This window comes from Acinetobacter sp. G18, assembly GCF_052660225.1.
Genome location: NZ_CP109658.1, coordinates 1,038,723 through 1,064,338, shown reverse-complemented (window position 1 = coordinate 1,064,338; position 25,616 = coordinate 1,038,723). Strand labels below are relative to the sequence as shown.

The 25,616-nt window shown below is 37.0% G+C and carries 22 protein-coding genes; 12 read left to right on the top strand and 10 right to left on the bottom strand.

Annotated elements, in window-relative coordinates; translation table 11 throughout:
- Positions 1-149 precede the first annotated feature (149 nt).
- The 5 genes from NE363_RS05040 to NE363_RS05020 are packed head-to-tail and all read left to right on the top strand — an operon-like array spanning position 150 to position 5,739.
- Complete coding sequence (locus NE363_RS05040) at positions 150-890, top strand: hypothetical protein (RefSeq protein ID WP_019457692.1); 741 nt, start codon at positions 150-152, stop codon at positions 888-890.
- The gene (locus tag NE363_RS05035; RefSeq protein ID WP_445535950.1) at positions 890-1,786 is read left to right on the top strand and encodes a hypothetical protein; all 897 of its coding nucleotides are present in this window, start codon (positions 890-892) and stop codon (positions 1,784-1,786) included. The genes NE363_RS05040 and NE363_RS05035 overlap by 1 nt, the downstream gene beginning before the upstream one ends.
- A complete protein-coding gene (locus tag NE363_RS05030) occupies positions 1,773-3,023 on the top strand; it encodes a glycosyltransferase family 2 protein (RefSeq protein WP_004700031.1) in 1,251 nt (416 codons plus the stop codon). The genes NE363_RS05035 and NE363_RS05030 overlap by 14 nt, the downstream gene beginning before the upstream one ends.
- On the top strand, positions 3,024-4,868 hold the full coding sequence (locus NE363_RS05025; RefSeq protein WP_445535949.1) for a hypothetical protein: 1,845 nt from the start codon (positions 3,024-3,026) through the stop codon (positions 4,866-4,868).
- On the top strand, positions 4,846-5,739 hold the full coding sequence (locus tag NE363_RS05020) for a hypothetical protein (RefSeq protein WP_445535948.1): 894 nt from the start codon (positions 4,846-4,848) through the stop codon (positions 5,737-5,739). The genes NE363_RS05025 and NE363_RS05020 overlap by 23 nt, the downstream gene beginning before the upstream one ends.
- A gap of 34 nt (positions 5,740-5,773) precedes the next feature.
- Here NE363_RS05020 and NE363_RS05015 read toward each other — a convergent pair whose 3' ends face one another.
- Positions 5,774-6,991: a tetratricopeptide repeat protein gene (locus NE363_RS05015; RefSeq protein WP_445535947.1), complete on the bottom strand. Its 1,218-nt coding sequence runs from the start codon at positions 6,989-6,991 to the stop codon at positions 5,774-5,776.
- A 250-nt stretch (positions 6,992-7,241) separates the two neighbouring features.
- On the opposite strand from NE363_RS05015, the gene NE363_RS05010 reads away from it, so the two are divergent.
- Together NE363_RS05010 and NE363_RS05005 are read left to right on the top strand one after the other, a co-directional pair.
- Positions 7,242-7,943 carry a VIT1/CCC1 transporter family protein gene (locus tag NE363_RS05010; RefSeq protein WP_445535946.1) on the top strand — a complete coding sequence of 234 codons (702 nt, stop codon included), beginning with the start codon at positions 7,242-7,244 and terminating at the stop codon, positions 7,941-7,943.
- Between the two features lie 111 nt (positions 7,944-8,054).
- Positions 8,055-9,101 (top strand): NAD(P)H-dependent flavin oxidoreductase, encoded by a 1,047-nt coding sequence (locus tag NE363_RS05005; RefSeq protein ID WP_445535945.1) that lies wholly within the window; start codon positions 8,055-8,057, stop codon positions 9,099-9,101.
- Between the two features lie 42 nt (positions 9,102-9,143).
- Here NE363_RS05005 and dusB read toward each other — a convergent pair whose 3' ends face one another.
- Positions 9,144-10,169: a tRNA dihydrouridine synthase DusB gene (gene dusB, locus NE363_RS05000; protein ID WP_445535944.1), complete on the bottom strand. Its 1,026-nt coding sequence runs from the start codon at positions 10,167-10,169 to the stop codon at positions 9,144-9,146.
- An 82-nt stretch (positions 10,170-10,251) separates the two neighbouring features.
- Between dusB and NE363_RS04995 the strand changes: the two genes are divergently transcribed.
- Positions 10,252-11,457, top strand: coding sequence for a DUF1615 domain-containing protein (locus NE363_RS04995; RefSeq protein ID WP_191001281.1), 1,206 nt, complete (start codon positions 10,252-10,254; stop codon positions 11,455-11,457).
- A complete protein-coding gene (locus tag NE363_RS04990) occupies positions 11,427-12,083 on the top strand; it encodes an HAD-IB family hydrolase (RefSeq protein WP_004700012.1) in 657 nt (218 codons plus the stop codon). Before NE363_RS04995 ends, NE363_RS04990 begins: the two co-directional genes overlap by 31 nt.
- 26 nt (positions 12,084-12,109) lie before the next feature.
- On the opposite strand, the gene proB is transcribed toward NE363_RS04990, so the two are convergent.
- From proB to uvrB, 8 genes are all read right to left on the bottom strand, one after another.
- Positions 12,110-13,243, bottom strand: a complete 1,134-nt coding sequence (gene proB / locus NE363_RS04985) for a glutamate 5-kinase (RefSeq protein WP_022575289.1) — start codon at positions 13,241-13,243, stop codon at positions 12,110-12,112.
- Positions 13,244-13,258: 15 nt separating this feature from the next.
- Positions 13,259-14,479: an Obg family GTPase CgtA gene (gene cgtA / locus NE363_RS04980; protein ID WP_019457680.1), complete on the bottom strand. Its 1,221-nt coding sequence runs from the start codon at positions 14,477-14,479 to the stop codon at positions 13,259-13,261.
- Positions 14,480-14,643: 164 nt separating this feature from the next.
- Complete coding sequence (locus NE363_RS04975; protein WP_174739887.1) at positions 14,644-15,318, bottom strand: hypothetical protein; 675 nt, start codon at positions 15,316-15,318, stop codon at positions 14,644-14,646.
- 11 nt (positions 15,319-15,329) lie between these two features.
- Positions 15,330-16,064, bottom strand: a complete 735-nt coding sequence (locus NE363_RS04970) for an MFS transporter (RefSeq protein WP_077163209.1) — start codon at positions 16,062-16,064, stop codon at positions 15,330-15,332.
- Positions 16,065-16,215: 151 nt separating this feature from the next.
- Complete coding sequence (locus NE363_RS04965; RefSeq protein WP_019457677.1) at positions 16,216-17,673, bottom strand: glyceraldehyde-3-phosphate dehydrogenase; 1,458 nt, start codon at positions 17,671-17,673, stop codon at positions 16,216-16,218.
- Positions 17,674-17,889: 216 nt separating this feature from the next.
- Positions 17,890-18,837, bottom strand: coding sequence for an EamA family transporter RarD (gene rarD / locus NE363_RS04960; RefSeq protein ID WP_445535943.1), 948 nt, complete (start codon positions 18,835-18,837; stop codon positions 17,890-17,892).
- A gap of 105 nt (positions 18,838-18,942) precedes the next feature.
- Positions 18,943-19,530 (bottom strand): lipocalin family protein, encoded by a 588-nt coding sequence (locus NE363_RS04955; protein WP_134261975.1) that lies wholly within the window; start codon positions 19,528-19,530, stop codon positions 18,943-18,945.
- Between the two features lie 94 nt (positions 19,531-19,624).
- Entirely contained in the window at positions 19,625-21,646 is a 2,022-nt protein-coding gene (gene uvrB / locus NE363_RS04950; protein ID WP_049065914.1) for an excinuclease ABC subunit UvrB, read from the bottom strand.
- A gap of 233 nt (positions 21,647-21,879) precedes the next feature.
- Here uvrB and NE363_RS04945 point away from each other — a divergent pair, with 233 nt between their 5' ends.
- The 3 genes from NE363_RS04945 to NE363_RS04935 all read left to right on the top strand — a co-directional run bounded on the left by NE363_RS04945 (position 21,880) and on the right by NE363_RS04935 (position 25,612).
- On the top strand, positions 21,880-23,016 hold the full coding sequence (locus NE363_RS04945; protein ID WP_445535942.1) for a GGDEF domain-containing protein: 1,137 nt from the start codon (positions 21,880-21,882) through the stop codon (positions 23,014-23,016).
- A gap of 193 nt (positions 23,017-23,209) precedes the next feature.
- Positions 23,210-24,001 carry an A1S_2505 family phage non-structural protein gene (locus NE363_RS04940; RefSeq protein WP_077163135.1) on the top strand — a complete coding sequence of 264 codons (792 nt, stop codon included), beginning with the start codon at positions 23,210-23,212 and terminating at the stop codon, positions 23,999-24,001.
- A 174-nt stretch (positions 24,002-24,175) separates the two neighbouring features.
- Positions 24,176-25,612 (top strand): sensor domain-containing diguanylate cyclase, encoded by a 1,437-nt coding sequence (locus NE363_RS04935; protein ID WP_191001277.1) that lies wholly within the window; start codon positions 24,176-24,178, stop codon positions 25,610-25,612.
- The last annotated feature ends 4 nt before the right edge of the window (positions 25,613-25,616 follow it).

Genomic DNA, 25,616 nt, shown 5'->3' with positions numbered 1-25,616 from the left:
CGGGATTTGACTATAAAGGGACTTTCAACTACAAATAAACAGTATAGATACTTAAAAAGGACATAAACAACAACAACTTCCATAATCATGACCTTGTCATTATAAAAGTATAAAAAAATTAACATTACAAAAAAGGTAGCATAAACCATATGCAACAAAAGAACCCAGGTAGAACACTCGTCTTATGGATTATTGCAGCTCATCTATTTATGGGAATGATTGCATATGAGTGGCTGCCTGTAAGTTTTAGAGGAAGCTGGATTTTTATTCTAATTCTTTTAGTTTCCGGTGCTTTTTTAGAAGTTGGTTTATCACTAATTGTGGGTTTACTCGCTTTTATTGGCGTATCTGTTTATTTTCTCCTTGATCTTGGAGCACAAACGCATATTGAACGTCAGCTTCTTTTACTTTTTATTATTCCTCTTATTCCAGTTTTTTTAAGTGCCGTACGCCATAATATTGAAATTAACGTTCAGAAATATCGCGATATTCAAAGTTATGACCGAAATTATCGACGAGATATTTTCCCTTTAAGCGCTTTAAAATATTTTCAGCGTAGTTTTTTTAAGCTACTCGATCATCATAATGTTCAAGATTATGAAGTCTTCGTCATTAGTATTCTTAATCGTAGTCTAATCAAAGAAATGTTAGGAGATGATGTCTGGAAAACCACTCAAAATGAAATGATTACGATTTTGAGCCAACATCAACCGAATGAAATTGTTTTCCAATTTGCTGATGATGATTTAGAGAACATATACAGCATTGTCATTCGTCAGCAAAAAACTGACGAAGAGCCTGACTTTATTAAAAAGTTAAGAGAAATTATGACACTGCGTCTTGAGGTTGAATATAAAGTTATTGTTATTCCACCTGAGGAGATGAACTAATGTCTACTCTTCTTAATATTTGTGGAATTGTGATCGCATCGAGCCAATATCCAGACGCCACTTTACAACAGTTCTATCGGCAATATTATCATTGTGAAATTAAAGCTGAACAAATAAAAACTGAAGTACAAACTCCAGAAGATATTTCGATGTTCTTCCCTTATCAAGATACTTGGTGGCCTGTATTTACTCTTGACCAGATCAGTTCTGAAAGTTTTCAAAAGTTTATTCATAAGGGAATTCGACCCGGCATTATATTGCCAGATGAGGTTTTTGGTTTCCCCCACTATTTCTTGTTAAAAGAAGCAGTAAGCCAAGGCGCTATTCCAATCGTACTATTTAAAACTGAACAACCTCAGTATTTTGCTGCGAAGGCAACATTTTCAACAGCAATTGGTTTACGACCAATGGCTGCGTTTGTAAGTACAGGATGGGATGAAAATTTAATTTCACAGCCAGCGGGTAGTTATATTATTCCATTAAATTCAGAAAATTTACCGATACCATCCAGAGAAATTAAACAAGGTAAACATTTATTTTATTCGGCCAAGAACTTTAACGGCCATGTTTCAGGTTACGAAATTATCATTAATCCTCCAGCCGACTTACCTCTTTCCAATATTCGTTATCCACAACTCGGTATTTCGTGGAAATTTAATAATATTGATTATGTAAGCACCCCTGAACATGTCCGTACAAATCTTATCGGTTATATATTTATTGGTTTAAGTGTAGTTGTTGTTCCTCTAGATCTGATTTTAACAACAACTTATCCAGATCTTCTCGGCACATTTGGTAGTTATATTTCATGGATCTCCTTAGTAGTAGGATTAATTCTATTATTGCTACTCATCTCTTCTATTATTAGGAGGGTCCGTACAAATGGCTCCAATTGATATTCTGTTTTTATTTGGCTTTTTAGGTATTTGGATTCCACAAGCATTTTGGGCGTGGCTAAGCTATCAAGCGTGGAAATATTCAAAAACAGCTGAAAAAGAACTACAAAATCTACCTATCCCCGAGAGATGGCCGGTCTTAAGCGTTTTAATTCCCGCCTATAACGAAGGCGTAGTGATTGAAGATACTTTACATGCAATTGCTCAACAAGATTATCCAGCCGAAGCTTATGAAGTTCTACTGATTAATGATGGATCTAAAGATAACACGCTTGAAATCGCAGAAAGCCTCGCAAAAATTTATCCATGCATAAAAATTGTTAATGTTCCAAAAGGTATGGGGGGCAAAGGGAAATCAAGAACCCTTAATAACGGGCTTCCTCATGCTAAAGGTGAATTAATTGTTGTTTATGATGCCGATAGTACTCCTGAACCCGATTGCGTTCGATTACTCGCACAAACCCTACTTGCAGACAAGAAACTAGTCGCTGTAAATGGCAAAGTAAGAACCCGTAACTGGCAAGATAGTATTTTGACGCGCTTTATTGCGATTGAGTTCATCTTTTTCCAATGGATCTTTCAAGGTGGACGTTGGCAACGTTTTGAGTTATCAACATTGATGGGCACTAACTACGTCATCTGGCGTGATGCCTTAGAAACCTTAGGTGGTTTTGATGAAAAGTCGCTAGTGGATGACACAGAAATGAGTTTCCGAATTTTTATCGGACAAAAACGAATTAAATGGGTTCCTTATGCAATTGGTTGGCAGCAAGATCCGCCTTCGTTAAGTGTATTCGTTAAACAGCGTTCACGTTGGACTCAAGGTAATTTTTATGTGACACGTAAATATTTACCAGTAGCGCTCAGAACACCATTCCCTATCGGAATTGAAATTCTGAATAACATCATGTGCTATATCCTTTTCGTACCAGCTCTGTTCTGGAGTCATATTACGTTAACGCTTGGTTTACTTGATATTGCAGGTATTTCAGTTCCGGGACCATTTACGCTCTTGTGGGGCCTTTCATTTTGCCTATATGTAGCGCAAATGTGGTTTACGCTTTCTCTAGAAAAGGTTAAACCAGAGCTCTATTTTTATTCAGTTTTATCTTATGTAAGTTACTCACAAATATTTTTATTTATTGTATTTAAAGCCGCATTCGACATGCTAAAAAATAAAATACAAGGTAATTCACTTCAGTGGTACAAAACAGAAAGAAGCAAGGAGAAAAAATAAATGAAAAAGACTTTTAAACTTTATCCACTCATACAAGCACTCCTTGCTAGCAGTTGCCTTATGTTAGCTGTGCCAGCTCATACCAACACATGGACTTTAGACGATATTAGTACATCAACTAAATATACCGTTGAGCCTTACTTTTTCTATATTGGAAAAGGTGCAGAGTGGCAGAACATTCAGTTTTCCAGTGACTATTCCACTGAAAGTGACACAACATTACTCGTAAAATATGACGATAAGCTCATCTATAACACCACCTTAAATGGGAGTGGACAATTTAAATTTGATATTCCAGCCAGCAAGACTGGTTTCCATCGTTTAGATTTTATTATTCAGCAATATTCTAAACCAACCTCTTTAAATCAAGCCAAAGATACATTCTGTACAGAAGATATCGATCATTTGACATATTTAAGTAATTCTCAACTCGACTTTACATCTATTCGAAATGTTTATCGCTTAAAAGATTTACCTGATGCTTTGTTTAACCCCCAAGCGAAAAGACCTACTCCTTTTGTCGGTATCTTGAAATATAACCGCAAGGAGATTACCGAAGCCTCTATGCTTGCTCGACTAGCAACTTCTTGGAGCTCTGTCACTCCTATTGAATGGATCGATTCTGGACAAACCAATTTAAACCCTGAAACCAAGTTTGTTATTGAAATAATAAAATCGACACCTCCACTTAAAAATGGAGCCTTTGTACAAATTTCAAAACCGACAGATGGTACTCCTACCCTCTCTATCACTTATCACACACCACAAGAACTTACTGCTGCTATTAATGGATTAATTAATCCAGCTTATGTACAGCAGCTTGATACAGGCAGTGCAATTTTCCCAACTACAATTTCAGCACCTGCTTGGGCTCAATTCAAGAAAATTGATACGCTTGCAGACTTAGGTATTGAAGATTTCCGCTTAAATCACGCTGAAAAAAACTTGTTTCTCGATTTTCCAGCAGTATGGCAGCCTACTGACATCCTACAAGGACAAATTGCCCTTCGTATTCAAAGCGGCCTATTACAGGGTTCAAACATTACGGCATGGCTTGATGGTGGTCTTGCAGGTAGTATGAAAACGGCAGATCTTGCCTCTGACCCAGTTAATCGACAATTCAACATTTTCGCGAAATCTATTTCTAATACAACCAACTTTAGCTTGAAGCTTGAAAACTCGGTCATTGCCAACTCTCAATGTCTGCCCACTGCTCATGGTTCACTTTGGGTCGATACAGCCAAATCGACTGTCAAGCTTCCACACAAACTTAAAAATGGGGTGGCAGCCCTTTCCATGACATTAGCAACCAAACCAACAATTGCAATTGATGATCAATCTGGTGCATTAAATATTGCGGTTACATTAGGGCAAGTCGCTAAAAAAATGTTACTTACTGATGCTCCAATTCCACTGAATCTAGTACGTTTTTCTCCCAATGCTCCACAAGCAGTTAATGTGATTGTGAATAAACAGATTTATCAACAACAAGTCTCAATGCATCAAAACACTATTTATGCGCCAGCAGCAGCAAACGGTTTTATTGTGAGTTATAACAATAATCGCTTTGATGTCATTACTGACTCTGAAAATGGTGCACAAACTTTCATGCATCTATGGGGAACCATTCAACATAAAATTCCAAATAATGTGACCAAAATGTTGGTTTCAGAAAACGGTAATATCTATGTTCTCCAAAAATTAATTGTAGGTAATCAAAAAGCTCCATTAGTTCAACAATCTTCATTCTTTTTATTGGTTGTGATTATCTCTGCAATTATGATAATAGTGATCTTCTTGTGGTATTGGTTACGACGTAATAATGAGAAAACAGATACCAATTAAAATAACTGCTTTTATTATTTTAATTATATGTAGTGTAGTAGCTTATGCGGGGTTGTTCAAAAATCATGGACACCCCCCAGTCATCGAAGGAATTTTTTGGCAACCAGATAACAATACCACTCCTCCAAAAGGAAACTGGCATTATTTAGGAGTCAACACTTTTGTTCCCCAGTGGTCAGTCGTTGAATCTAAATCGTGGTGGACAAACTCCAACCTCCCACAGTGGGAAAAAGCCATTGATATACAGAAAATTAAGCAACAACCTTGGGCTAAAAATCTCATATTAGGTTTAGCTGGTGAATATAATGAACCAGCAGCACGTGCAAATGTTGTTGCTTTAGGAGAAAAATCTGCACAAATTATTCAAGAACAAAATGATGCATCTTTAAAAGGTTACTATTTTCCAGTTGAAGCTGATCCAACTTGGTTAAGGGTAAGCACACTAGGTCATGTTCTAGAAAAACTGCCAGCACCTATTTGGGTGAGCATTTATAGTGGTGAAAGAGAACCTGAAAATTATAATTTATGGGTTAAAAGTTGGCTACCTAGCCAAGCTGGTGTCTTTTTCCAAGATGGTGTAGGTGTCGGCGTAAGAACCCCTCAACAAGCCAGACGTATTTTAGACCAACTTGAACAAACTCTTGGAAAAAATAAAACTGTTATTGTACTAGAAGCATTTCGCACCAAAAAAAATGGACAATTTCGAGCAGCCTATCCTTGGGAAATTATTTCTCAGATTAAAGCGTATGAAGGCAAAACAATTTATATCTTTGATGGTCCTCACTATATGGGACGATGGTCGGTTTATATCGTCGGTTTATGGTATCGCCTGACTTATGGCAGCATTCCTGCCACCATAAGCCAACATTAAGCTTTATAGTTGGTAATCTTAGACATTTATACGATTAGAAGTCCTTATAAAAAACAAGTTCTACACGAGTATTGTTGTAATGATCTTTTGTATTAACAGGCACGTCTTTAAAATAGTTGCCATATAAACGTTCAACACGAAGTTTTATCGGTTGATAATTAAAAGGTTGCCATGAAATACCTGGCCCATATTCAAATAAATTATTGTAATACTCATTTTTACTGTCTGCTAAGCCATGCAATTTCACATAAGCCTGCACAGTTCCATTATCTCCTTTATATAAATTTAAACCTGTGCGTAAGCGCAAATCTCCAATAACGTTATAGTCTTCTCTTGAATAAGTCGCGACATTGCCATAGAGGTCAGTAAAGTAATTATCTAAACAAAGTGTATGATTACAGTTAGATTGCGAATACCACTCTTGATAACCTGCTACCCCTCCAACTACACTTTCACGAAATTTTTTTCGATTTCGATCAATCAAATCATAACTTCCGCCAACTTCGACATAAGCTCGAACAGGAATAGAAGTCCATGGTTGATAATTTGCACCTACCCCAAGAGTAACTGCATTTTCATCAATAATTTCAGGTCGTACTCCACCTTGAGATTTAGTATCACGGTTTAAATTAAGAAAACCGTAGACTTGAGCACGACCATTGTCAATGTTTTTACCGTACCGAACTTTTAAAGGAAAAATAACATCGTCATAACGTGACTCATAAGAGGGTGCAAAATAGATATCCCCAAAATATGGCTTAACCTCACCTCCACTTAAATTTTTAACAGCTTGAGTTGCCTTCGCAGCGATTGCTGGATCTGAAGATGAAGTTAGTTCTTTAAATAAAACCAGTGCATCACGATTCTTTTTCTGTTGATTCAGCAAATATGCTTCTTGTAATTTTAAAGTGTCGTCTTGAGGAGCTAAAGCTCTTGCTTGTCTTAAACTTTGTAAAGCCTCATCTCTTTTTTCGAGCCGAATTTGTAAATAAGTAAGGCTTTTCCAGACTTTAATATCTTTAGGGGTCAGCTTACTCAGCTCAACTAATATTTTTTCTGCTTCTTGAGGTTGAGACTGCTCTATTTTATAGAATCTGTCCCATTTATCATAAATGAGGTTTCCAGGTTTATATTCAGAGGTAACTGGGTCTTGTGCATAAACAGAACACACACTTACTACCGTTGAAGAAATGACTACTCCCATAAGTAATATCGAATGCGTTATAGAGTTTATTGTTTTGCTATTTCTCATTATCACCTCTACAGTAAATTAGAGTTATTAAGGGTAATTTGTTAGAATGATCAATAAATATCATAATTTAAAATAATGAGTTACATCGTTAAGTTAGGTTAAGGATGATTTAATATAAATAGTTTAGTCTCCATTTTTATTATTGATCTATTCTTTAGTATCTCTAAATTCCCTATAATGATGACATATTTTTTGATCAATAATTTGTAAAATTTCATAGCATCTATAAAACATTTATAAGGCAAAACACATGGCTTTTCCACATCATACAGAGCATCATGCAATTCACCGTTCAGGTTGGTTAAGAGCTTCAGTATTAGGAGCCAATGATGGAATTATTTCTGTCACTAGTTTAATTATGGGTATGGCTGCAAGTGGAGCTAACTCACATACTTTATTAATTACATGCATTGCTGGACTAATTTCTGGGGCTACATCAATGGCTGCCGGAGAATATATTTCTGTAAAATCTCAAGAAGATATTGAAAAAGCAGATTTAGCGATTGAAGCAAAAGAACTCTCAAAGCACCCTCAAAAAGAGTTAGATGAGCTAACTCAAATTTATATTTCTAGAGGCCTATCTAAAGAATTGGCTCAAGAAGTTGCTTTGCAGCTAACCACTCATGATGCATTGGGTGCACATGCTCGGGATGAAATCGGCATTCATGAAAATACCGCAGCCAATCCTGTACAAGCTGCATTATCATCTGCCGCATCATTTTCTTTTGGGGCTTTTTTACCCATGCTGGCTATATTACTCAGCCCGAATCAATGGATTATACCTGCTGTCCTAGCCACAGGAATTCTTTCATTAGCGATTTTAGGTGCACTTTCAAGTTACTTTGCTGGTACATCTAAACTTAAAGGCAGTTTACGTATTACCTTATGGGGAATTTTAGCAATGGCTTTTTCAAGCTGGATTGGTTCTTTATTTAATGTCACGCCATTATAAAAAGATCTTTTAAATAGTGTTCTAGAATATTTAAAAATTAAATAGCCAATATTATTTGCTCTTCATTCTATTTTCACGTTATGGTGAAGTGAAAGAAATGAGGTGAATAAAATGAGCCTATTACAACAACTTGCAATTAAACATCCAATTTTTCTGGCTCCCATGGCAGGCGTTTCTACACCAGAACTAGCAGCCGAGGTTTCAAATCAAGGAGGCCTTGGATCATTAGGCTTGGGAGCAAATACTCCACAAAGTGCACGTGAACAAATTTTAAAAACTCAAGCACTCACCGAAAACTCATTTCAGGTTAATTTTTTCTGTCATCAATCTACAGAACTTAACCTAGAAAAAGCAAAACAATGGATTGAATATTTACGTCCTCATTTCGAAAAATTTGGTGTTCAACCTCCTCAAGAGTTGCACTGTATTTATCCAAGTTTTTTAGACAATGATCACTTTTTAAATGTTGTTTTAGAAACTAAACCTAAAGCGGTGAGCTTCCATTTTGGTATTCCGCATCCGCATCAAATTAAAGCTTTGAAAGAAGCTGGTATTTTGACTATGGTTTCGGCCACCAACCTGATTGAAGCGCAAGCGATTGAAGCAGCAGGTATCGATATCATCATTGCTCAAGGTATTGAAGCAGGTGGACATCGAGGAATTTTCAACCAGACTTTTGATGCAGCGATTAAAACCAGTGACTTGGTCCAATTGATTGTGAAGCATTGTAAGCTTCCAGTAGTAGCCGCGGGTGGCATTATGACTGGCTTGCAGGCCAAACATATGTTGAGTTTAGGAGCAACTGCAGTCCAGTTAGGTACAGCATTCGTTCAATGCCAAACTTCAAATGCTTCTGCTGAATATCGCAAAGCATTATTTACTGAACCTGTAACGCAAATTAGTGCTAGCCTTTCTGGGCGTCCAGCTCGCGGTTTATTAAACCATTGGCATACCAAAATTGATTCACCTACTCGACCCCTCCAACCTGAATACCCTTATGCTTATGATTTAGCAAAGCAACTCAATGCTCTTGCGAGTAAACACCATGACTATGGTTTTAGCGCATTTTGGGCAGGAAGTAATGTTGCACAAATACGCGAATTAGGCGCTTCTGATCTGGTCAATCAACTGGTTGTTGAAATGTTAGATAATGAATAAATAAAGATTTTAAGCAACCAGTCGTGTACTGGTTGCTTTATTTTAGTGAGTAGCTAATAAATTAACTTGTTCAACCTGAACATCGCTCATCAAATTACCTTCTGCAAGCAATTGATTAAAATAACTCTCGACCACTAATGCTTGTTCAGCAGTAGTTTCAACTTTATACATATTTTGACGGAACTCGTTACTCGAACGTAAGCCTTTGGTGTACCAAGCAATATGCTTACGAGCAATACGACATCCTGAATATTCACCATAAAATTGATATAACTCAGACAAATGTCCTAAAAGTACATCTTTGACTTCTTCAATATTTGGAGCAGCCAAATGCTCACCAGTTTTTAAATAATGAGCAATTTCACGGAAAATCCATGGACGACCTTGTGCAGCCCGTCCAATCATAATTGCATCGGCGCCAGTATAGTCCAGTACATATTTTGCTTTCTCAGGACTATCAATGTCACCATTGGCAATTACTGGAATATTGATTAACTCTTTAACATGTTTAATTAATTCATAACGTGCTGTATTTAAATACATGTCTTCACGAGTACGGCCATGCAATGCTAACGCGGCAATCCCCGCCTCTTCAGCACGTTTAGCCACGCGTAAAATATTTTCTTGGCCATTTAAAAATCCCAAACGGGTTTTTAACGTCACAGGAACATCAACAGCTTCAACAACAGTATCTAGTATTCGAGCTACCAAGTCCTCATCTTGCAATAATGCTGAACCTGCTAATTTATTGCATACTTTTTTTGCAGGACATCCCATATTGATATCAACAATTTGTGCCCCATTTGCAACTTGATAACGAGCAGCCTCAGCTAACTGTTCTGGGTCAGAACCCGCGATTTGCGCAGAGATAGGAGCCAATTCTCCATCAAAATTCGCACGATAAAGACTTTTTTTAGTCATTCGCAAAGTTTTGTCGGCAGTCATCATTTCACTCACTGCATGACCCGCACCAAAATACTTGCACAGTGTTCTAAATGGACGGTCAGTTACACCAGCCATAGGAGCAACAATTAAATTATTTGACAGTTGATAGGGACCAATATACATATATATTCATACAATTCATGATCAACATAGTATACTTCATCCGCTTGATCAGCTCATCTTTTTTGCAGGTGCTTTCCTCGCCATGAACAAACCGTTGTCTTCCCGTTTTTTATTAAAATCATTCGGTGTAGTCACCGTATGCATGAGTTTAGCTGCTTGTGGAGATAAAGCCTGGTGGTCAAAAAATGATGAGCCCGATTTAGAAAGCCAACAAATTAAAAAGTTAATTCCATCGCGCGTGCATGATCGTGAGTCATGGGCCAAAGATATTGACGATATTATGCAGGAATTAAAGATTCCGAAAACCAAGCAAAATGTTTGTAGTATTGTCGCGATTGTAGATCAGGAATCTAACTTTGTTGCCAATCCTGTAGTACCGGGTCTTGGTAAAAAAGCGGTCGATGAAGTCAGTACCCGTTTAAATGAAAAGTTTGAAGACAAACTTGGTGAGAAAGTTGGTGGTACTGTCGCAGGCTACTTCGAAGAAGTATTAAAAACCCAGCCCTCTCCTGATAACAACTACATGAGTCAAATGCGTAAAGTCAAAACTGAAAAAGATCTCGACTTACTTTATCGTCAAATTTTTGATTTTATGACTCAACATTATCATGTTAGTGCTTTAACGGGTGCAGCCAAACTGGTTGGACAAGATATTGGTGAGAAAATGAATCCAATCACTACACTGGGTTCAATGCAAGTTCATATTAATTATGCCAAAGCGCATAAGCGTTCTAGCATGAATATTGCAGACCTCAGAAATGATCTTTATACGCAATATGGCGGTCTATATTATGGTATTCACCGCTTGATGGTATATCCAGCAGACTATGATAAGGCCATTTACCGTTTTGCCGATTATAACTCAGGTATGTACTCTAGCCGTAATGCTGCTTTTCAAAGCATGCTCGATGCCCTTACTGATACTAAACTTACTTTAGATGGTGATTTATTACTTTACAATAAATCTGGTGATCCACTCGCGGTTCAGAGTCAGTCAGAAAAAGAGTTAATGAAACTATTTACTGCAAATAATGTTTTAATTACCCCAAGACAACTTCGCGATGATCTGAAGTTAGAAAAAGAGAAAAAGTTTGAAAGTACAACAACTTATATTGCATTAACCAAACTTTATAAGGCTAAAACTGGCAAAGAACCGATCTATGCCATGATGCCTCAAGTGGTCATTTCTGGGCCTAAATTAAGTCGTGACTATAATACTAACTGGTATGCAACCCGCGTAAACGGACGATATGAATCATGTATGCAACGAGCGAAACGAATAAGATAATAAAAAACCTCGCCCTGTTCGATTTTGATGGAACCTTGTGCACTAAAGACAGTTTTACAGGGTTCATCTTTTATGCATTATCTAAGCGCCACATTGTGAAGCAAGGCTTGAAAATCCTGCCATGGATTCAAGCCTATTATCTTAATTTTTATCCAGCTCATGCGATGCGAGCTAAACTTTTTCGTAGTATGTTTAGCAATACTCCAGCCATTGAACTGCAAAGGTTAGGCGAAGAATATGCACAAGAGCTCGTCTCAACGCTTTCACCTGAAATCTTCGCACAGTTACAACAACATCAGTTACTTGGTGATCAAGTAGTCTTGGTTTCAGCTTCAATTGATATTTATCTTGCTCCACTTTGCAAATTACTTGATATCGAATTAATTTGCACTGAAACTCAAATTAAAAATGGCATGATGACGGGCTACTATTCAACGCCAGATTGTAGTAATGAACAAAAGAAGTTAAGAATACATGAACAATATTCTTTGCAGGATTATTATCAAATTTATGCCTATGGTAATACTTCAGAAGATTTAGATATGCTGAGCCTTGCCACCCATCCTTTTATGGTTGGTGAAGATCGAATCTTGCCATCATTAACACCACAAAAAAAGCTCGCATGAAGCGAGCTTTTTTGATTTATCACAACTTAATAAATCGCCATATGATCACGATGAATCATTTCTAATGAACGGGCTTCACCAAGTACTTGGTAAACCTTGTCTGAAGAAAGACCTTTAATAATTTCAGCTGAACGAGAACTAAAGTTTACTCGTCCAACCGCAATACGTTTGCCTTGTTTATCTACACATTCAACCACATCACCACGATCAAAATGTCCTTCAACAGTTTTGACCCCAACAGGGAGTAAACTGCGATGTTTTGATTTAATCGCGTCAACCGCGCCATCATCAATGACCAAGCGACCTGCTGTTTGTAAATGTGCAGCAAGCCACTGTTGATGTGCTGTCATACGGTCTTTATCTGTTGTGAATAATGTACCTAACATTTCACCAGCCATTACTCGTGACAACACATTGTCACTTTCACCACTAGCAATCAGTGTTGGACAACCTGACTTGGCAGCTAAACGTGCAGCACGAACTTTAGTGACCATGCCACCTCGTCCAAGAAGCCCACCACCGCCAGCCATTTCAAATAAGACATCGTCCATGGCACGCACAGTTGATAACAACTTTGCGTCTGGGTTATGGCGTGGGTCTGAGTCAAACATGCCTTGCTGATCTGTTAAAATGATCAGTAAATCAGCATGTACTTGGCCAGCAACCATTGCTGCTAAGGTATCGTTATCACCAAAACGGATCTCATCAGTAGAGACTGTATCGTTTTCATTGATAACCGGAATAACACGCCAGTCAATCAAGTTCTGCAAGGCATCGCATGAGTTCAAATAACGACGGCGATCTGCCAAATCGTCATGTGTTAATAACACTTGCGCTGTTCGGATACTATGATTTTCAAGCACGCTAGACCATGTATGAATTAGGCCCATCTGCCCAATTGCGGCGCATGCTTGTAGACTGGGTAGATCGGTGGGTCGACTCGCAAGCTTCATACGAACCATACCTTCTGCTACAGCTCCTGAAGACACTAAAATAATTTCGTGTCCAGCATTGTGTAAATCTGCAATTTGTTTCGCCCAATGCGAAATAGCTTCCAGATCTAGCCCCTGCCCATTTGCTGTGAGTAAAGATGATCCGATTTTAACAACGATTCGTTTACACTCACTGAGCTTACGTTGCCCATCGACCACTTCTATCATGTTTTCCTCGATTTTTTAGTCACGAACGTAGATGCTTTCTACATCATTGTCGTCTTCATCATCGTCAAAATCATCATCATCGTCCATCATACTTTCGAGACGTTGTGCTCGACGCATCGCACGATATGCTTCTTTTGCCGCAATGGTTTGTTCACGTGTTTCAACTTCTAGTTGTTCACGGAAAGCTCTTACTTCTGCTGCGTATTCAGGATCTTCAACTTCGCGTTCGCGTTGTTGTTCAATCTGATCCATCAAGTAATACACAACGTCTTTTGTTCCTTCGCTTAATAAGCCTGAGGTCTTAAAGACAGGACCAGTCCATTTCAACTCGTCTAGAATGTGCTGACACCACTCTTCACGACTTTCTTCAGCAATTTGATCCAATTTATTGAGTACTAAAACAACTGGTAGTTTGGCTAAAGTAGGAGAAAACTTAGCCAACTCATTCATAATTGCTTTTGCATTATGCGCTGGATCTGAACCATCAATTGGTTGCACATCAATAATGTGTAGAAGAATACGAGTACGTGCCAAGTGTTTAAGGAAACGAATTCCTAGACCTGCACCTTCTGCCGCACCTTCAATAAGCCCTGGAATATCGGCCATTACAAATGAACGATGACGATCAGCATCTACAACACCTAAGTTTGGAACCATAGTGGTAAATGGATAGTCCGCTACTTTCGGTTTTGCAGCACTTACAGCACGAATGAAAGTAGATTTACCAGCGTTTGGCATACCTAATAAGCCAACATCCGCCAATACTTTCAACTCAAGACGAATTTCACGAAATTCACCTTTTATACCAGTCGTACATTTACGTGGAGCACGGTTAGTTGATGATTTGAAGTGAGTATTACCTAAACCACCTTCACCACCACCTGCAACCAGAATTCTTTGGCCGTCTTCAACCAAGTCGCCAATAATATCGCCAGAATCTGTATCAACAATTGTTGTACCTACAGGTACCTTTAAAACCACATCTTCACCACCACGTCCGGTACAGTTAGCACCTGCACCGTTTTTACCACGCTCAGCGCGGAATTTACGGGTGTAACGGTAATCGACTAAGGTACTTGTATCATCATCAGCTTGAATATAGATACTTCCACCACGTCCGCCATCACCACCATCTGGGCCACCAAATGGTACAAATTTTTCACGGCGAAAACTGGCTACGCCATTGCCACCGTCGCCAGCCTCTACGGTAATGACTGCTTCATCAACAAAGCGCATTTGCCAATCCTCTAAAAACTCTAAAACCCCCTATTCTGCCATATTTTCATAAAATTCTCGAATAGAAAATCGAGAGAATTCAACTTTCCTAGGTCTTATTCTATATCTTTTGATATTGATAAAAGTTTAAAGCTGATCAGAGTCGCTTTTTATGCATTGATCCCTTATGGATGAACATTGCGTAAAGGCAAATCCATCTTCATATCTAAATTCGCTTTTGTGTGCTGTACAGAGTTATACATAATGGCATTAAAGCTTGAGATATTGCCCATTTCCATTGCATCATTAATTTTCAAACTTGGATTAAACTGATGTTTAACTGGTAAATTTACCGATTCATCAAACTCAAAATAAACTGGACCATTAAAAGCAATTTTAACGGGAATGGTATAACTACGTTTTAACTGAAATGGAATATCAAGATTAATAGGAATATTTAATTTTAATGGAAATCTAGGTAATAACTTATTTTGGTAAATTAAATCGGTAGTTGTTTCCAAAGGCATAACCTGATCAACTTTCAGAGTTGTCGCATAATCAACACTTACTGTAATTGGCGTCTCGACTTCAAACTGCAAATCAGCCAAATACCTTCCCTTTAACGGTACCGAAATCTGACGATCAATCTTAATTGAGGTATCAAGTTTACCTATAGACTGTACCTGTAAATTATTACCAACATGAATTTTTGTCTCTAATGACTCCGGTAAACGAATATCCGACTCATGTGCAGACACTACAACTGAAGCTTGTATATTTAAATAAAGCCAAAATAAAATTGCCGTGAGTACCATAATCAGAAAAAAACTGATCAGCATACTTTTTATTGAACCAAGCATCAGTCACCTTCCTACTTATTCTGGTTCTGATCAGGTACAGATGTAGCATTATCGGCTTTAACCCGATTAAGGCTCATACTTGATAAAGGTATTTTTAACTCACCATGCTCAATTTTAACTGGCAAAGTATTTTTAACATCTACTGAAGCATTTAAAGCAGTTTTTACAGGTACATTCAAACTACCTTGAATCGGAATATTGGTCTTTAATTGAGCATTTAGAGGAATATGAAGATCTTCTTTTAAAACTGTTTTAACTGGAGCATCAAACTTCAAATGAACTTTTTGATCGAGTGGTACTTGAATATCAATAGGTACATCAAGCTTTAATGGAATATTACCTTTTAATGGCAAAGTGATGTCCTTACCTAATACTCTGACTTGAACTTTAGTATCTATTGGGAGGCTTTGATCAACTTTTAATGTTTCTTTAACTGGAATAACAGTGCTAATTGGCACCATATTATCGAAATAGACCCGTGGGGTTAACGTCTGTGTGAGAGGGATGGTTAACTTTTCATTAATAGGAATATTCGCATTTACTCTACCCTTTACATCTACATTTAAGGCATCTTTGACTTTAACCTGTACCTGCAAAGGTTCTTGTAAATCAATCGCCACAGCTTGGTTTTTCAGCGGGATATAAATATTAAAATGCTTGAAAACCCAAATGGCGATGAGTACACCACATATATTCGCGATGATGATAAAAAAGAAGACGATTAATAATCTTTTAAACTGCTGCAATTCCAATCCCTTTTACTATTTCTTTTTGTTCCTTAAATCCTATTCTCATTGATTTTTAAAAAATAATCAGCATATATTTTGTACGGTTGTAAAAAAACCCAGTCTAAACTGGGTCTTTTTGTCACAATATTTTATCTAACGTTAAATCAAATTAAGCATTAGTTTCTGCAGGAATTTTTGTATAGCTTACGCCACACATTTGTTCAGCAATACGTAATACTTGGCAGCTATAACCTACTTCGTTATCGTACCAAACATATGCAGTTAAGCGGTTACCAGAAGTAATCGTTGCTTGAGCATCATATACACCAGCTGTACGAGAACCGATAAAGTCGCTTGATACCACTTCTGTAGAGTTGGTATAACCGATTTGACCTTGAAGGCTAGAGTTAATCGAGATTTGACGAATGTATTCGTTCACTTCTTCACGATCAACTTCTTTATCAAGTGTTAAGTTTAAAATAGCAAGAGATACGTTTGGCGTTGGAACACGTACAGAGTTACCAGTTAACTTACCTTTTAATGCAGGTAATGCTTTAGCAACAGCTTTAGCAGCACCAGTTTCAGTAATAACCATGTTCAATGTAGCGGCACGACCACGACGATCAGCTTTGTGGTAGTTATCAATTAAGTTCTGGTCATTTGTAAATGAGTGAACTGTTTCAACATGACCATTAAGAACTTTATATTTGTCATCCAATACTTTAAGAATTGGAGTGATTGCATTTGTTGTACAACTTGCAGCAGAGATGATTTTATCTTCATCTAAGATGTCAGTATTATTTACACCAAATACAACGTTTTTCATTTCGCCTTTACTTGGTGCAGTTAATACTACACGTGCAACGCCTGGACATTTCAAGTGTTGGCTTAAACCTTCAGCATCACGCCACTTACCAGTGTTGTCGATTAAAAGCGCGTTTTCAATACCGTATTCAGTGTAATCAACTTCACTTGGGCTAGATGCATAGATGACTTTAATGAAGTTACCATTCGCAATGATTGCTTCGTTTTCTTCATCAACAGAGATTGTACCAGCGAAAGTACCGTGAATAGAGTCACGACGAAGTAAAGAAGCACGTTTCGCCAAGTCACCGTCAGAAGACTTACGAACAACAATCGCTTTAAGGCTTAAACCGCGACCTAAACCTGATTGGCTAATGATTAAACGAGCTAAGATACGACCAATACGACCAAAACCGTAAAGAACTACGTCTTTTGGTTGTTCAGAAGTTGCGCTACCTTTAATTGACTCAACTGCTTGAGCAACAAACGCGTCAACATCACCGCCTTTTTCTTTATATTCAACTGCAAGTTTACCGATATCAACTTCTGCAGAACCAATGTTTTCAACTTTTGCTAAAGCTTCTAAAATTGGGAATGTATTTACAACAGAAAGCTCAACATCTACAACACGTGTACGACGGTGAGTCTTCAAAATTTGAATAACAGAACGGTTAATTAAAGAGCGACCGTAAACAGATACGACAATATTTTTTTCACGGTATAATTGACCGATTAATGCAATCATACGTTCCGCGATTTCTTCACGGTTTTTCCAACGACCTTGGTGTTCAGCATGCAGGGCGATGATAGTGTCTTTGCTCACAGATACGTCCTCTAATTAATTATATCTAGGCGTGATTTTTTAAACCCCGTAATTGTAATGGAATTATTGGCAAGAATGAATCAAAAGCTGACGTTAGTAGCTAGATTTTCCTAAAATTCATCATAAATTCATAAAATACCTATAATTATTTTTTATTATCTTATTGTTTAAAGCAGCTAAATTTTTGCTTTTTCTTACTTTTTGGATTCTGATGCTCTAATGATGAGCATCATTTTTTAATCTTTTTTGATATTTTTCGATATTCAACTGCAAATTTTTGGCTTTTTGCTGCTGTTGATAAAGATGAAAAGCACCTTCTAAAACAAGTACAAAAACAGCGCACCAGATTGGAATATAAGTAAACCACTCTTCTCGACCAATACTTTCACCTAAAACCAACGACGCCAAAGCAAGCAATACAGGTTCTAGATATCCGAGCAACCCAAATACCACTAAGGGTAAAAAACGGCTAGCCAATATATAACTTCCTAAACCTATAGCACTAAGCACCCCTAGCCCCACAATGACCAAAGCAAGGGTTGGTTGATCTATAAGTTTAGCATATGGCAATACACCTGTATGTGTCAGATAAATCGCTACAGGCGTAATAATCACAAGATCCCACCAAAAACCACCTAAATTATCGGTTTTAATTTTCTTGCGTAATAAGAAATAAGCTGAATAACCAATGGCAACTAAAGCAGTTTCCCAAGCAATACTTCCTAAGCGAAAAATTTCATGACCTACCCCAACTATAGCCAGAATAATAGCGACCCACTGAAATTTTGATATTTTTTCGCCATATAGCACACTACCAGCTAACACCAATACAAGCGGTAGAAGGAAATATCCCAAAGACACTTGTAAACCACGCCCATGCATTGGCCCCCACAAAAAGAGCCATAGCTGTACCGAAGTCAACACAGAGGTTGTGATGAGCAATAAAAGAAAAGAGGGGTTTGCCAAAACACGCTGATAGATATTTTTAATATGACTTAAGTCACCACTCCACCACATAAACACAGTTAAAAATGGCAAAGTCGCAATAATACGCCACCCAAACGTCTGCTCACTATCAAGTTGGCCGAGTAATTGGGTATAGAAATAAAGCACACCGAAAGTTAATGATGCCATGACAGAGAAAATCACGCCTTTTAACATCACCAACCTCTTTATACTTCAATAAAAATGAAGCGATACAATACTTGATTTATCCACTATACAAAAGGAAAAACCATGTCTTCACATGGTTTTTCCTTGAGCAATTTTTTACTCTTTGTGCTCAGCGTGGATAATATCTCGAATATCAAATCCTAATGTTTTTGCATAATTCAGATATTCATCAACTACTTCTTTTTTAGGATGTGGCGTTCTAGATAATACCCAAAGATATTTACGGGAAGGCTCTCCAACTAAAACAGTCTGATAGTCTTCATCCAGTTTTAAAATCCAATAATCACCACGAATTACGGGTATCCATCTTACAGCCTCAGGTAAAAAACTAACCTTTAGTTTAGTGTTATATGGTGGATTCACTACAAATGCTTCACCAATAGATTGCTGTAATTGTTTTTGATTATCATAACAACGGTTATCTACAACAATATTTCCATTTTCATTTAAGGTATATGTTGCAGATACGTTGTAAGCACATTTTTTTTGAAAAAAAGCTGGTTTACGTGCGACTTCATACCACACACCTAAATAACGGTCTAATTCAACTTTATCGACAGTTGGTAGCGGTTTTTGCTGGGCGTAGGCATATGTTCCAACGGCTAAGCCAGTCAGAACAATCCCGCCCAATGCAATTTTTGCCAAGCGCCAACTGGCTTGCGGAACATTTTTTCGAAATGCCATTGTTGCCCTCAACTTTTAGTTGTGAATACAAAAATAACTTAAACATCTACAGTAGCTTGTTTTTTAAACAAATCATGTAGTGTTATGTATCCATTTATTGCAACATTTGCGCTTTTAAACGAACAATTTCATCACGAATGCGAGCAGCTTGCTCGAATTGTAAGTCTTTAGATGCCTTTAACATTTCTTTCTCAAGCTTAGTAATATGTTTACTAAACAGTTTAGGATCAGAAAGAATATGTCGATCATCGGCACTCAGTGCTTTTGCCTGCTCTAATACCTTCTCATCAATTTGATCATCTGAAAGCACTTCACCTGAATCAATTTCTTTGATGACCTGACGAACAGCACTACGAGGTGTAATACCATGTAGCTCGTTGAACTCAATTTGTTTGGCTCTACGGCGCTCGGTTTCATCAATTGCTTTTTGCATAGAATCGGTAATTCTATCTGCATATAAAATTGCTTTACCTTTCACATTTCGGGCAGCTCGACCAATGGTCTGAATAAGTGAACGTTCTGAACGTAAGAAACCCTCTTTATCTGCATCTAAAATAGCAACTAAAGAAACTTCCGGCATATCCAAGCCTTCACGAAGCAAGTTAATACCGACTAAAACGTCGAATACACCTGTACGTAACTCATGAATAATTTTGACACGCTCAACTGTATCGATATCTGAGTGTAAATAAGCAACCTTAACGCCATATTCTTTTAAATAAGACGTCAAATCTTCCGCCATACGTTTAGTTAAAGTCGTCACCAATACACGTTCATTTAAATTCTTACGAATATTAATTTCAGAAAGAACATCATCGACTTGAGTAAGTACTGGGCGAACTTCAATTTCTGGATCAATCAAACCTGTAGGACGAACAACTTGCTCAACCACTTGTTCTGACTTTTCCAATTCATATTTAGCGGGCGTTGCGCTCACAAATATAGTGGTTGGAACAATACGCTCCCACTCTTCAAATTTCATAGGGCGGTTATCAAGCGCACTTGGTAAACGGAAACCATAATTCACTAAGTTTTCTTTACGTGAACGGTCACCTTTATACATTGCGCCAATCTGAGGAACCGTTACATGCGATTCATCAATAATAAGTAAGGCATCGTCTGGCACATAATCAAACAATGTCGGTGGTGCTTCACCTGCTGGACGGCCCGATAAATGACGAGAGTAGTTTTCAATACCATTGGTATAGCCTAACTGCTGCATCATTTCCAAATCATAACGAGTACGTTGTTCAATACGCTGAGCTTCAAGTAACTTGTCATGTTCACGGAAGAACTTAAGCTGGTCTTGAAGTTCATCCTTAATGGTATCAATCGCACGTGTTAAATTGTCTTTTGGCGTCACATAATGGCTTTTCGGATAAATCGTTACACGTGGTACTTTGCGCACCATCTTACCGGTGAGTGGATCAAACCAGCGAATTGAATCTACTTCATCATCAAAAAGCTCAATACGAATTGCGTGTTGGTCCGATTCAGCTGGGAAAATGTCAATAATTTCGCCACGAATTCGATAGGTACCACGTAAGAACTCAAGCTCATTACGTGTATATTGCATTTCAACCAAACGGCGAATAATTTCGTCTCGACTCACTCGATCACCCTGCACCACATGCAATAACATTTGCATATAAGCATTTGGGTCACCCAAACCGTAAATAGCAGATACAGAAGCAACAATAATTGCATCACGACGCTCTAACAAAGCACGTGTTGCCGATAAACGCATTTGATCAATATGGTCATTAATTGCTGCGTCTTTTTCAATAAACGTATCTGAAGACGGAACATAAGCTTCTGGTTGATAGTAGTCGTAATAACTTACGAAGTATTCAACTGCATTATTTGGGAAAAAGGCTTTAAATTCACCATAGAGCTGCGCTGCCAAGGTCTTATTGTGCGCCATCACAATAGTTGGCCGTTGTGTTTGGGCAATGACATTTGCCATGGTATAGGTCTTACCGGAACCAGTCACACCCAACAGTAACTGATTACGAAAACCTTTTTCGACGCCATTTACCAGTTTTTCAATTGCCTGTGGCTGATCACCCGCTGGCTGGTAATGAGTGACCAAATCGAAAGGTTGATTTTCGTTCACAGTTCTCTCTCTTTTATAAATATGCGTAATTTGCTATTAATGGAGTCAATAAGCCAAATTTACAATCATTTTTCTGTTCTTTAATCAGATTTTTGATTACATATAGTGAATATCTTCAAATTTTATATTTTCATAATTTAAAGTCTCAACCTTGAATTTACACATGAATACACTTTATTCTATGCCTTTCAAAAATATGAAAATTTAAAAAAATTGCTGTGAATTCCATCAATATGCAATATTTTATATTAATTGTTCCAAGTTGCCTGTTTTTGATTGGACTCGCTTTTACATTTTGCCGCTTAATTTTTAAAGCTGATCTTTTTTTATTATGGATTGGCTTAGCTTATGTCATTCCCTCAATTGCATTATTTGCTCAATGTTTAATGAACAATGCACAACTTACTTTAGCAGCTCCTTTCACAGCAATTTTATATTTATTAGGCAGTTGGTTCGGTGCCTATGCTATTAGTCTGAAGTTAAAGGTTTCTTTTAGGCACAAATTAGCATTAGCGATTAGTTTATGTACGATTGCTATATTGACCTATTTTTCATATATACAGCCCCAAATATGGGTACGATTAATTATTTTAAATATTTCTTTGGGTTTAGTAGGTTTTATTACAATTCCACATGTACTAAAAAAATTACCGTCCTCTAAATCATTTGATAAATGGATCTTAATTTTTTATTTGATCAGTGTTTCATATTCTTTTTTTCGAGCTGGAATTAACTTCATATTTTTAGAGCCTATAGATCAAAGTCAATTTACCTTAACCTCATCAGTATGGTGGCTGCTATGTATGTCAGCCAACATCCTCTTAAATATTTTATTTGCTCTAGTCATTAGTGGATGCGCCGTCAAAGATGTTATTCATCATCTTAATAATGAACGTTTTCAAGATCCGCTTACTCATTTATTAAATCGTCGTGGTTTTTTTGAAAAAAATAAGGTTATAGATTTTGGTAATAGTTTTTATTTTTTAATATACTTCGACCTTGATCATTTCAAAGCAATTAATGATACATGGGGTCATTATACAGGTGATCTAATTTTAAAAGGTGTTAGTGAAATAATACTAAACAAGAAAAAGGCTAATGACTTATTAGCACGGTTTGGAGGTGAAGAATTTATTTGCTTGATCTCGGCTAAAAATGAAATAGATGCTTTACACCAGACACAACGGCTTAAAGCTTTGATAGAACAAACTGTATTTACGAATAATAAAATTAGAATTACAGCAAGTTATGGACTCACCTCTATAAAAAACTTACAGGACATTGAACAGGCTTTGCATCGTGCAGATCATCTCCTCTATAAAGCTAAAGCAAATGGTAGGAATCAAATTTCATCTGATTTTGTTATTTAAGTAAGACCTTTACTTTATGACTCTATAAAAACATATCAATTTCTTATAAGTCCTTCTTTATAAAATAAATTGATAACTTTCATCTTCATTGAGTACAGTCTTATAAAAAATATAAAAGAAAAATGCAAACAGGTATTGACCCTTCCCGCAATCAACTGCAACATGAGCTTATACTCTATTTAATGATAAGAATATGTCATACCAATATCATGATGAAAGCATTGTAACGGAACTTCCTGAAGATACAGTTTTCGTATTTGGAAGCAATCTTGCCGGGCAACACAGTAGTGGAGCTGCCCGAGTTGCTAGTCAGCACTTTGGTGCAGTTGAAGGTGTAGGTCGTGGCTGGGCTGGACAAAGCTTTGCAATTCCAACTCTAAATGAACATATTCAACAAATGCCACTCTCCCAAATCGAGCATTATGTTGAAGACTTTAAAATTTATGCAAAAAATCATCCTAAAATGAAGTACTTTGTGACTGCTTTAGGATGTGGAATCGCAGGTTATAAAGTTTCTGAAATTGCTCCACTTTTTAAGGGCATATATCACAATGTAATTTTCCCTGAATCATTTAAACCATATGTCGAAGAAAACGCTGTTTCACAGTTCCCGACACTTACTCAAAAAATGGTTCAAAGTTTCATTAATGATGAAGTCATCTTTTACTTTAATCATGGTAGCGAGTCTTTTGAAGAAGCTTTAGATAAAACAGATTTATCGAATGCTGAAAAAGCAGTAGCACTTATCGTACTTAATGAAGAATTGTATCCTCGTGACCGTTATGGCAGAGGCCGTGATCATGAATTAAGTGATATTTTGGGTAAGCTCAATGGTAAGATTTTCAATATTCATGGTAATTCAGAAGGCGCGATGATTTTCGTAAGTGTTATTGTTGCACTTATGGAACTATATGATTTCGATGAGCAAGACTTTATTAAATTATGGCGTGGTGAAAAACACATTGAACACCCAATTAACCGCTAATTTATTTTGTCATTTTATGAGTTAAGCAGATAACCTCTGCTTTCTCATTATATTATTTCACTTACATTAAATATTCTTTATTTTAATTATTCTAATAGATTTAATCTGTTTATCTTTCCAAATCTTAATTTTTCTCACTATACTTTGAGACAAACTGAATACTTAAAGAAACATATGGAAACTTTAGATTCTTCAATTTTTGACCTAACCCCAATTCCAATGTGGATTGAGGATTTCAGTGAAGTTAAACAGTTATTTGACTTATGGAAAAGCCAAGGGATTGAAAATCTATATGATTTTCTAAGCCAAAATAAAAATCTGATTATTGAATGTGCCCATAAAATTAAAGTGATCAAAGTCAACCAAAAAGCTTTAGAACTTTTTGAAGCAAAAAACCAAGAAGAACTGTGCGCGAACTTAGATCTTATTTTTAAAAAAGAGATGTTTGAAGCCCATATTCACGAACTCGAAGCGTTATGGAATGGCAAAACCCACTTCTCAAGTACTACTATAAATTACACGCTCTCTGGTAAACCTATTGATGTACAACTACGGGGGGCAATTTTACCAGGCTCTGAAGCCACCTTTAGCCGTATTTTAATTACGACTGAAGATATTACTCCTTACAAAAACGCACTCCGTCAAGAAGAGAAAAATAGACGTTTAGCAGAGTCAATGTTTATTTACTCACCCACTTCTCTTTGGGTCGAAGATTTTAGTCGTATTAAAAACAGAATTGATCAGCTTAGATTATTAGGTATAGAAGATTTTAGAACTTTTTTAGATGTACATCCTGAATTTGTTCGTCAATGTATCGAAGATATTTTGATTTTAGATGTTAATCAGTCGACCATCGATTTATTTAAAGCACCCGATAAAAACACTTTGCTAAAAAATACCCATAAAATTTTTGCCGATGAGATGGTAGAAACCTTCAGAGAGCAACTGATTGAGCTATGGCAAGGAAATATTCACCACAAGCGTGAAGCAATTAATTATGCATTAGATGGACAAATTAGAAATGTCCTACTGCAATTTACTGTATTCCCAGGGTATGAAGAGACATGGGGACTGGTTCAGGTTGCACTCACAGATATTACAGCTCGAAAGAAAGCTGAAAATTATCTCGAATATTTAGGGCAACATGATGTACTGACTAAACTTTATAACCGCGCATTCTTTACAGAAGAACTTAATCGTTTAAATCGCAGTATTATCCGCCCTGTTTCATCAATTTTTTTAGATATGAATGGTTTAAAAGAAACCAATGATCAACTGGGTCACGATATTGGCGATGGGTTGTTACGCCGTGTAGGTAATATTCTAAATCAGGCAATCACAAATACTGCTTATACCGCTTCTCGAATTGGTGGAGATGAGTTTGTTGTTTTAATGCCCGGAGCAGACGAAGCGAATGTTTTAATGATGCTTCAAACAATTCAGGAACTTTTCAATATAGATAATCAATATTACTCAAGTCACCCAATTAGTATCGCTATTGGGCATGCAACAACAAAAGACAATGAACAGGTGGAAGATATGCTAAAACGCGCAGATCACCATATGTATCAAAAGAAAAAAATCTATTATCAAGAAATATTACAGCAATAAAAAA

Coding starts and splice junctions, on each gene's coding strand:
- NE363_RS05025 (WP_445535949.1), top strand. CDS start 3,024: ATGAAAAAGACTTTTAAACTTTATCCACTCATACAAGCACTCCTTGCT.
- NE363_RS04975 (WP_174739887.1), bottom strand. CDS start 15,318: ATGCTTGGTTCAATAAAAAGTATGCTGATCAGTTTTTTTCTGATTATG.
- NE363_RS04995 (WP_191001281.1), top strand. CDS start 10,252: ATGAACAAACCGTTGTCTTCCCGTTTTTTATTAAAATCATTCGGTGTA.
- NE363_RS05020 (WP_445535948.1), top strand. CDS start 4,846: ATGAGAAAACAGATACCAATTAAAATAACTGCTTTTATTATTTTAATT.
- NE363_RS05010 (WP_445535946.1), top strand. CDS start 7,242: ATGGCTTTTCCACATCATACAGAGCATCATGCAATTCACCGTTCAGGT.
- NE363_RS05005 (WP_445535945.1), top strand. CDS start 8,055: ATGAGCCTATTACAACAACTTGCAATTAAACATCCAATTTTTCTGGCT.
- NE363_RS04955 (WP_134261975.1), bottom strand. CDS start 19,530: ATGGCATTTCGAAAAAATGTTCCGCAAGCCAGTTGGCGCTTGGCAAAA.
- dusB (WP_445535944.1), bottom strand. CDS start 10,169: ATGTATATTGGTCCCTATCAACTGTCAAATAATTTAATTGTTGCTCCT.
- NE363_RS05015 (WP_445535947.1), bottom strand. CDS start 6,991: ATGAGAAATAGCAAAACAATAAACTCTATAACGCATTCGATATTACTT.
- NE363_RS05035 (WP_445535950.1), top strand. CDS start 890: ATGTCTACTCTTCTTAATATTTGTGGAATTGTGATCGCATCGAGCCAA.
- NE363_RS04940 (WP_077163135.1), top strand. CDS start 23,210: ATGTCATACCAATATCATGATGAAAGCATTGTAACGGAACTTCCTGAA.
- proB (WP_022575289.1), bottom strand. CDS start 13,243: ATGATAGAAGTGGTCGATGGGCAACGTAAGCTCAGTGAGTGTAAACGA.
- NE363_RS04945 (WP_445535942.1), top strand. CDS start 21,880: ATGCAATATTTTATATTAATTGTTCCAAGTTGCCTGTTTTTGATTGGA.
- cgtA (WP_019457680.1), bottom strand. CDS start 14,479: ATGCGCTTTGTTGATGAAGCAGTCATTACCGTAGAGGCTGGCGACGGT.
- NE363_RS05040 (WP_019457692.1), top strand. CDS start 150: ATGCAACAAAAGAACCCAGGTAGAACACTCGTCTTATGGATTATTGCA.
- NE363_RS04935 (WP_191001277.1), top strand. CDS start 24,176: ATGGAAACTTTAGATTCTTCAATTTTTGACCTAACCCCAATTCCAATG.
- NE363_RS05030 (WP_004700031.1), top strand. CDS start 1,773: ATGGCTCCAATTGATATTCTGTTTTTATTTGGCTTTTTAGGTATTTGG.
- NE363_RS04990 (WP_004700012.1), top strand. CDS start 11,427: ATGTATGCAACGAGCGAAACGAATAAGATAATAAAAAACCTCGCCCTG.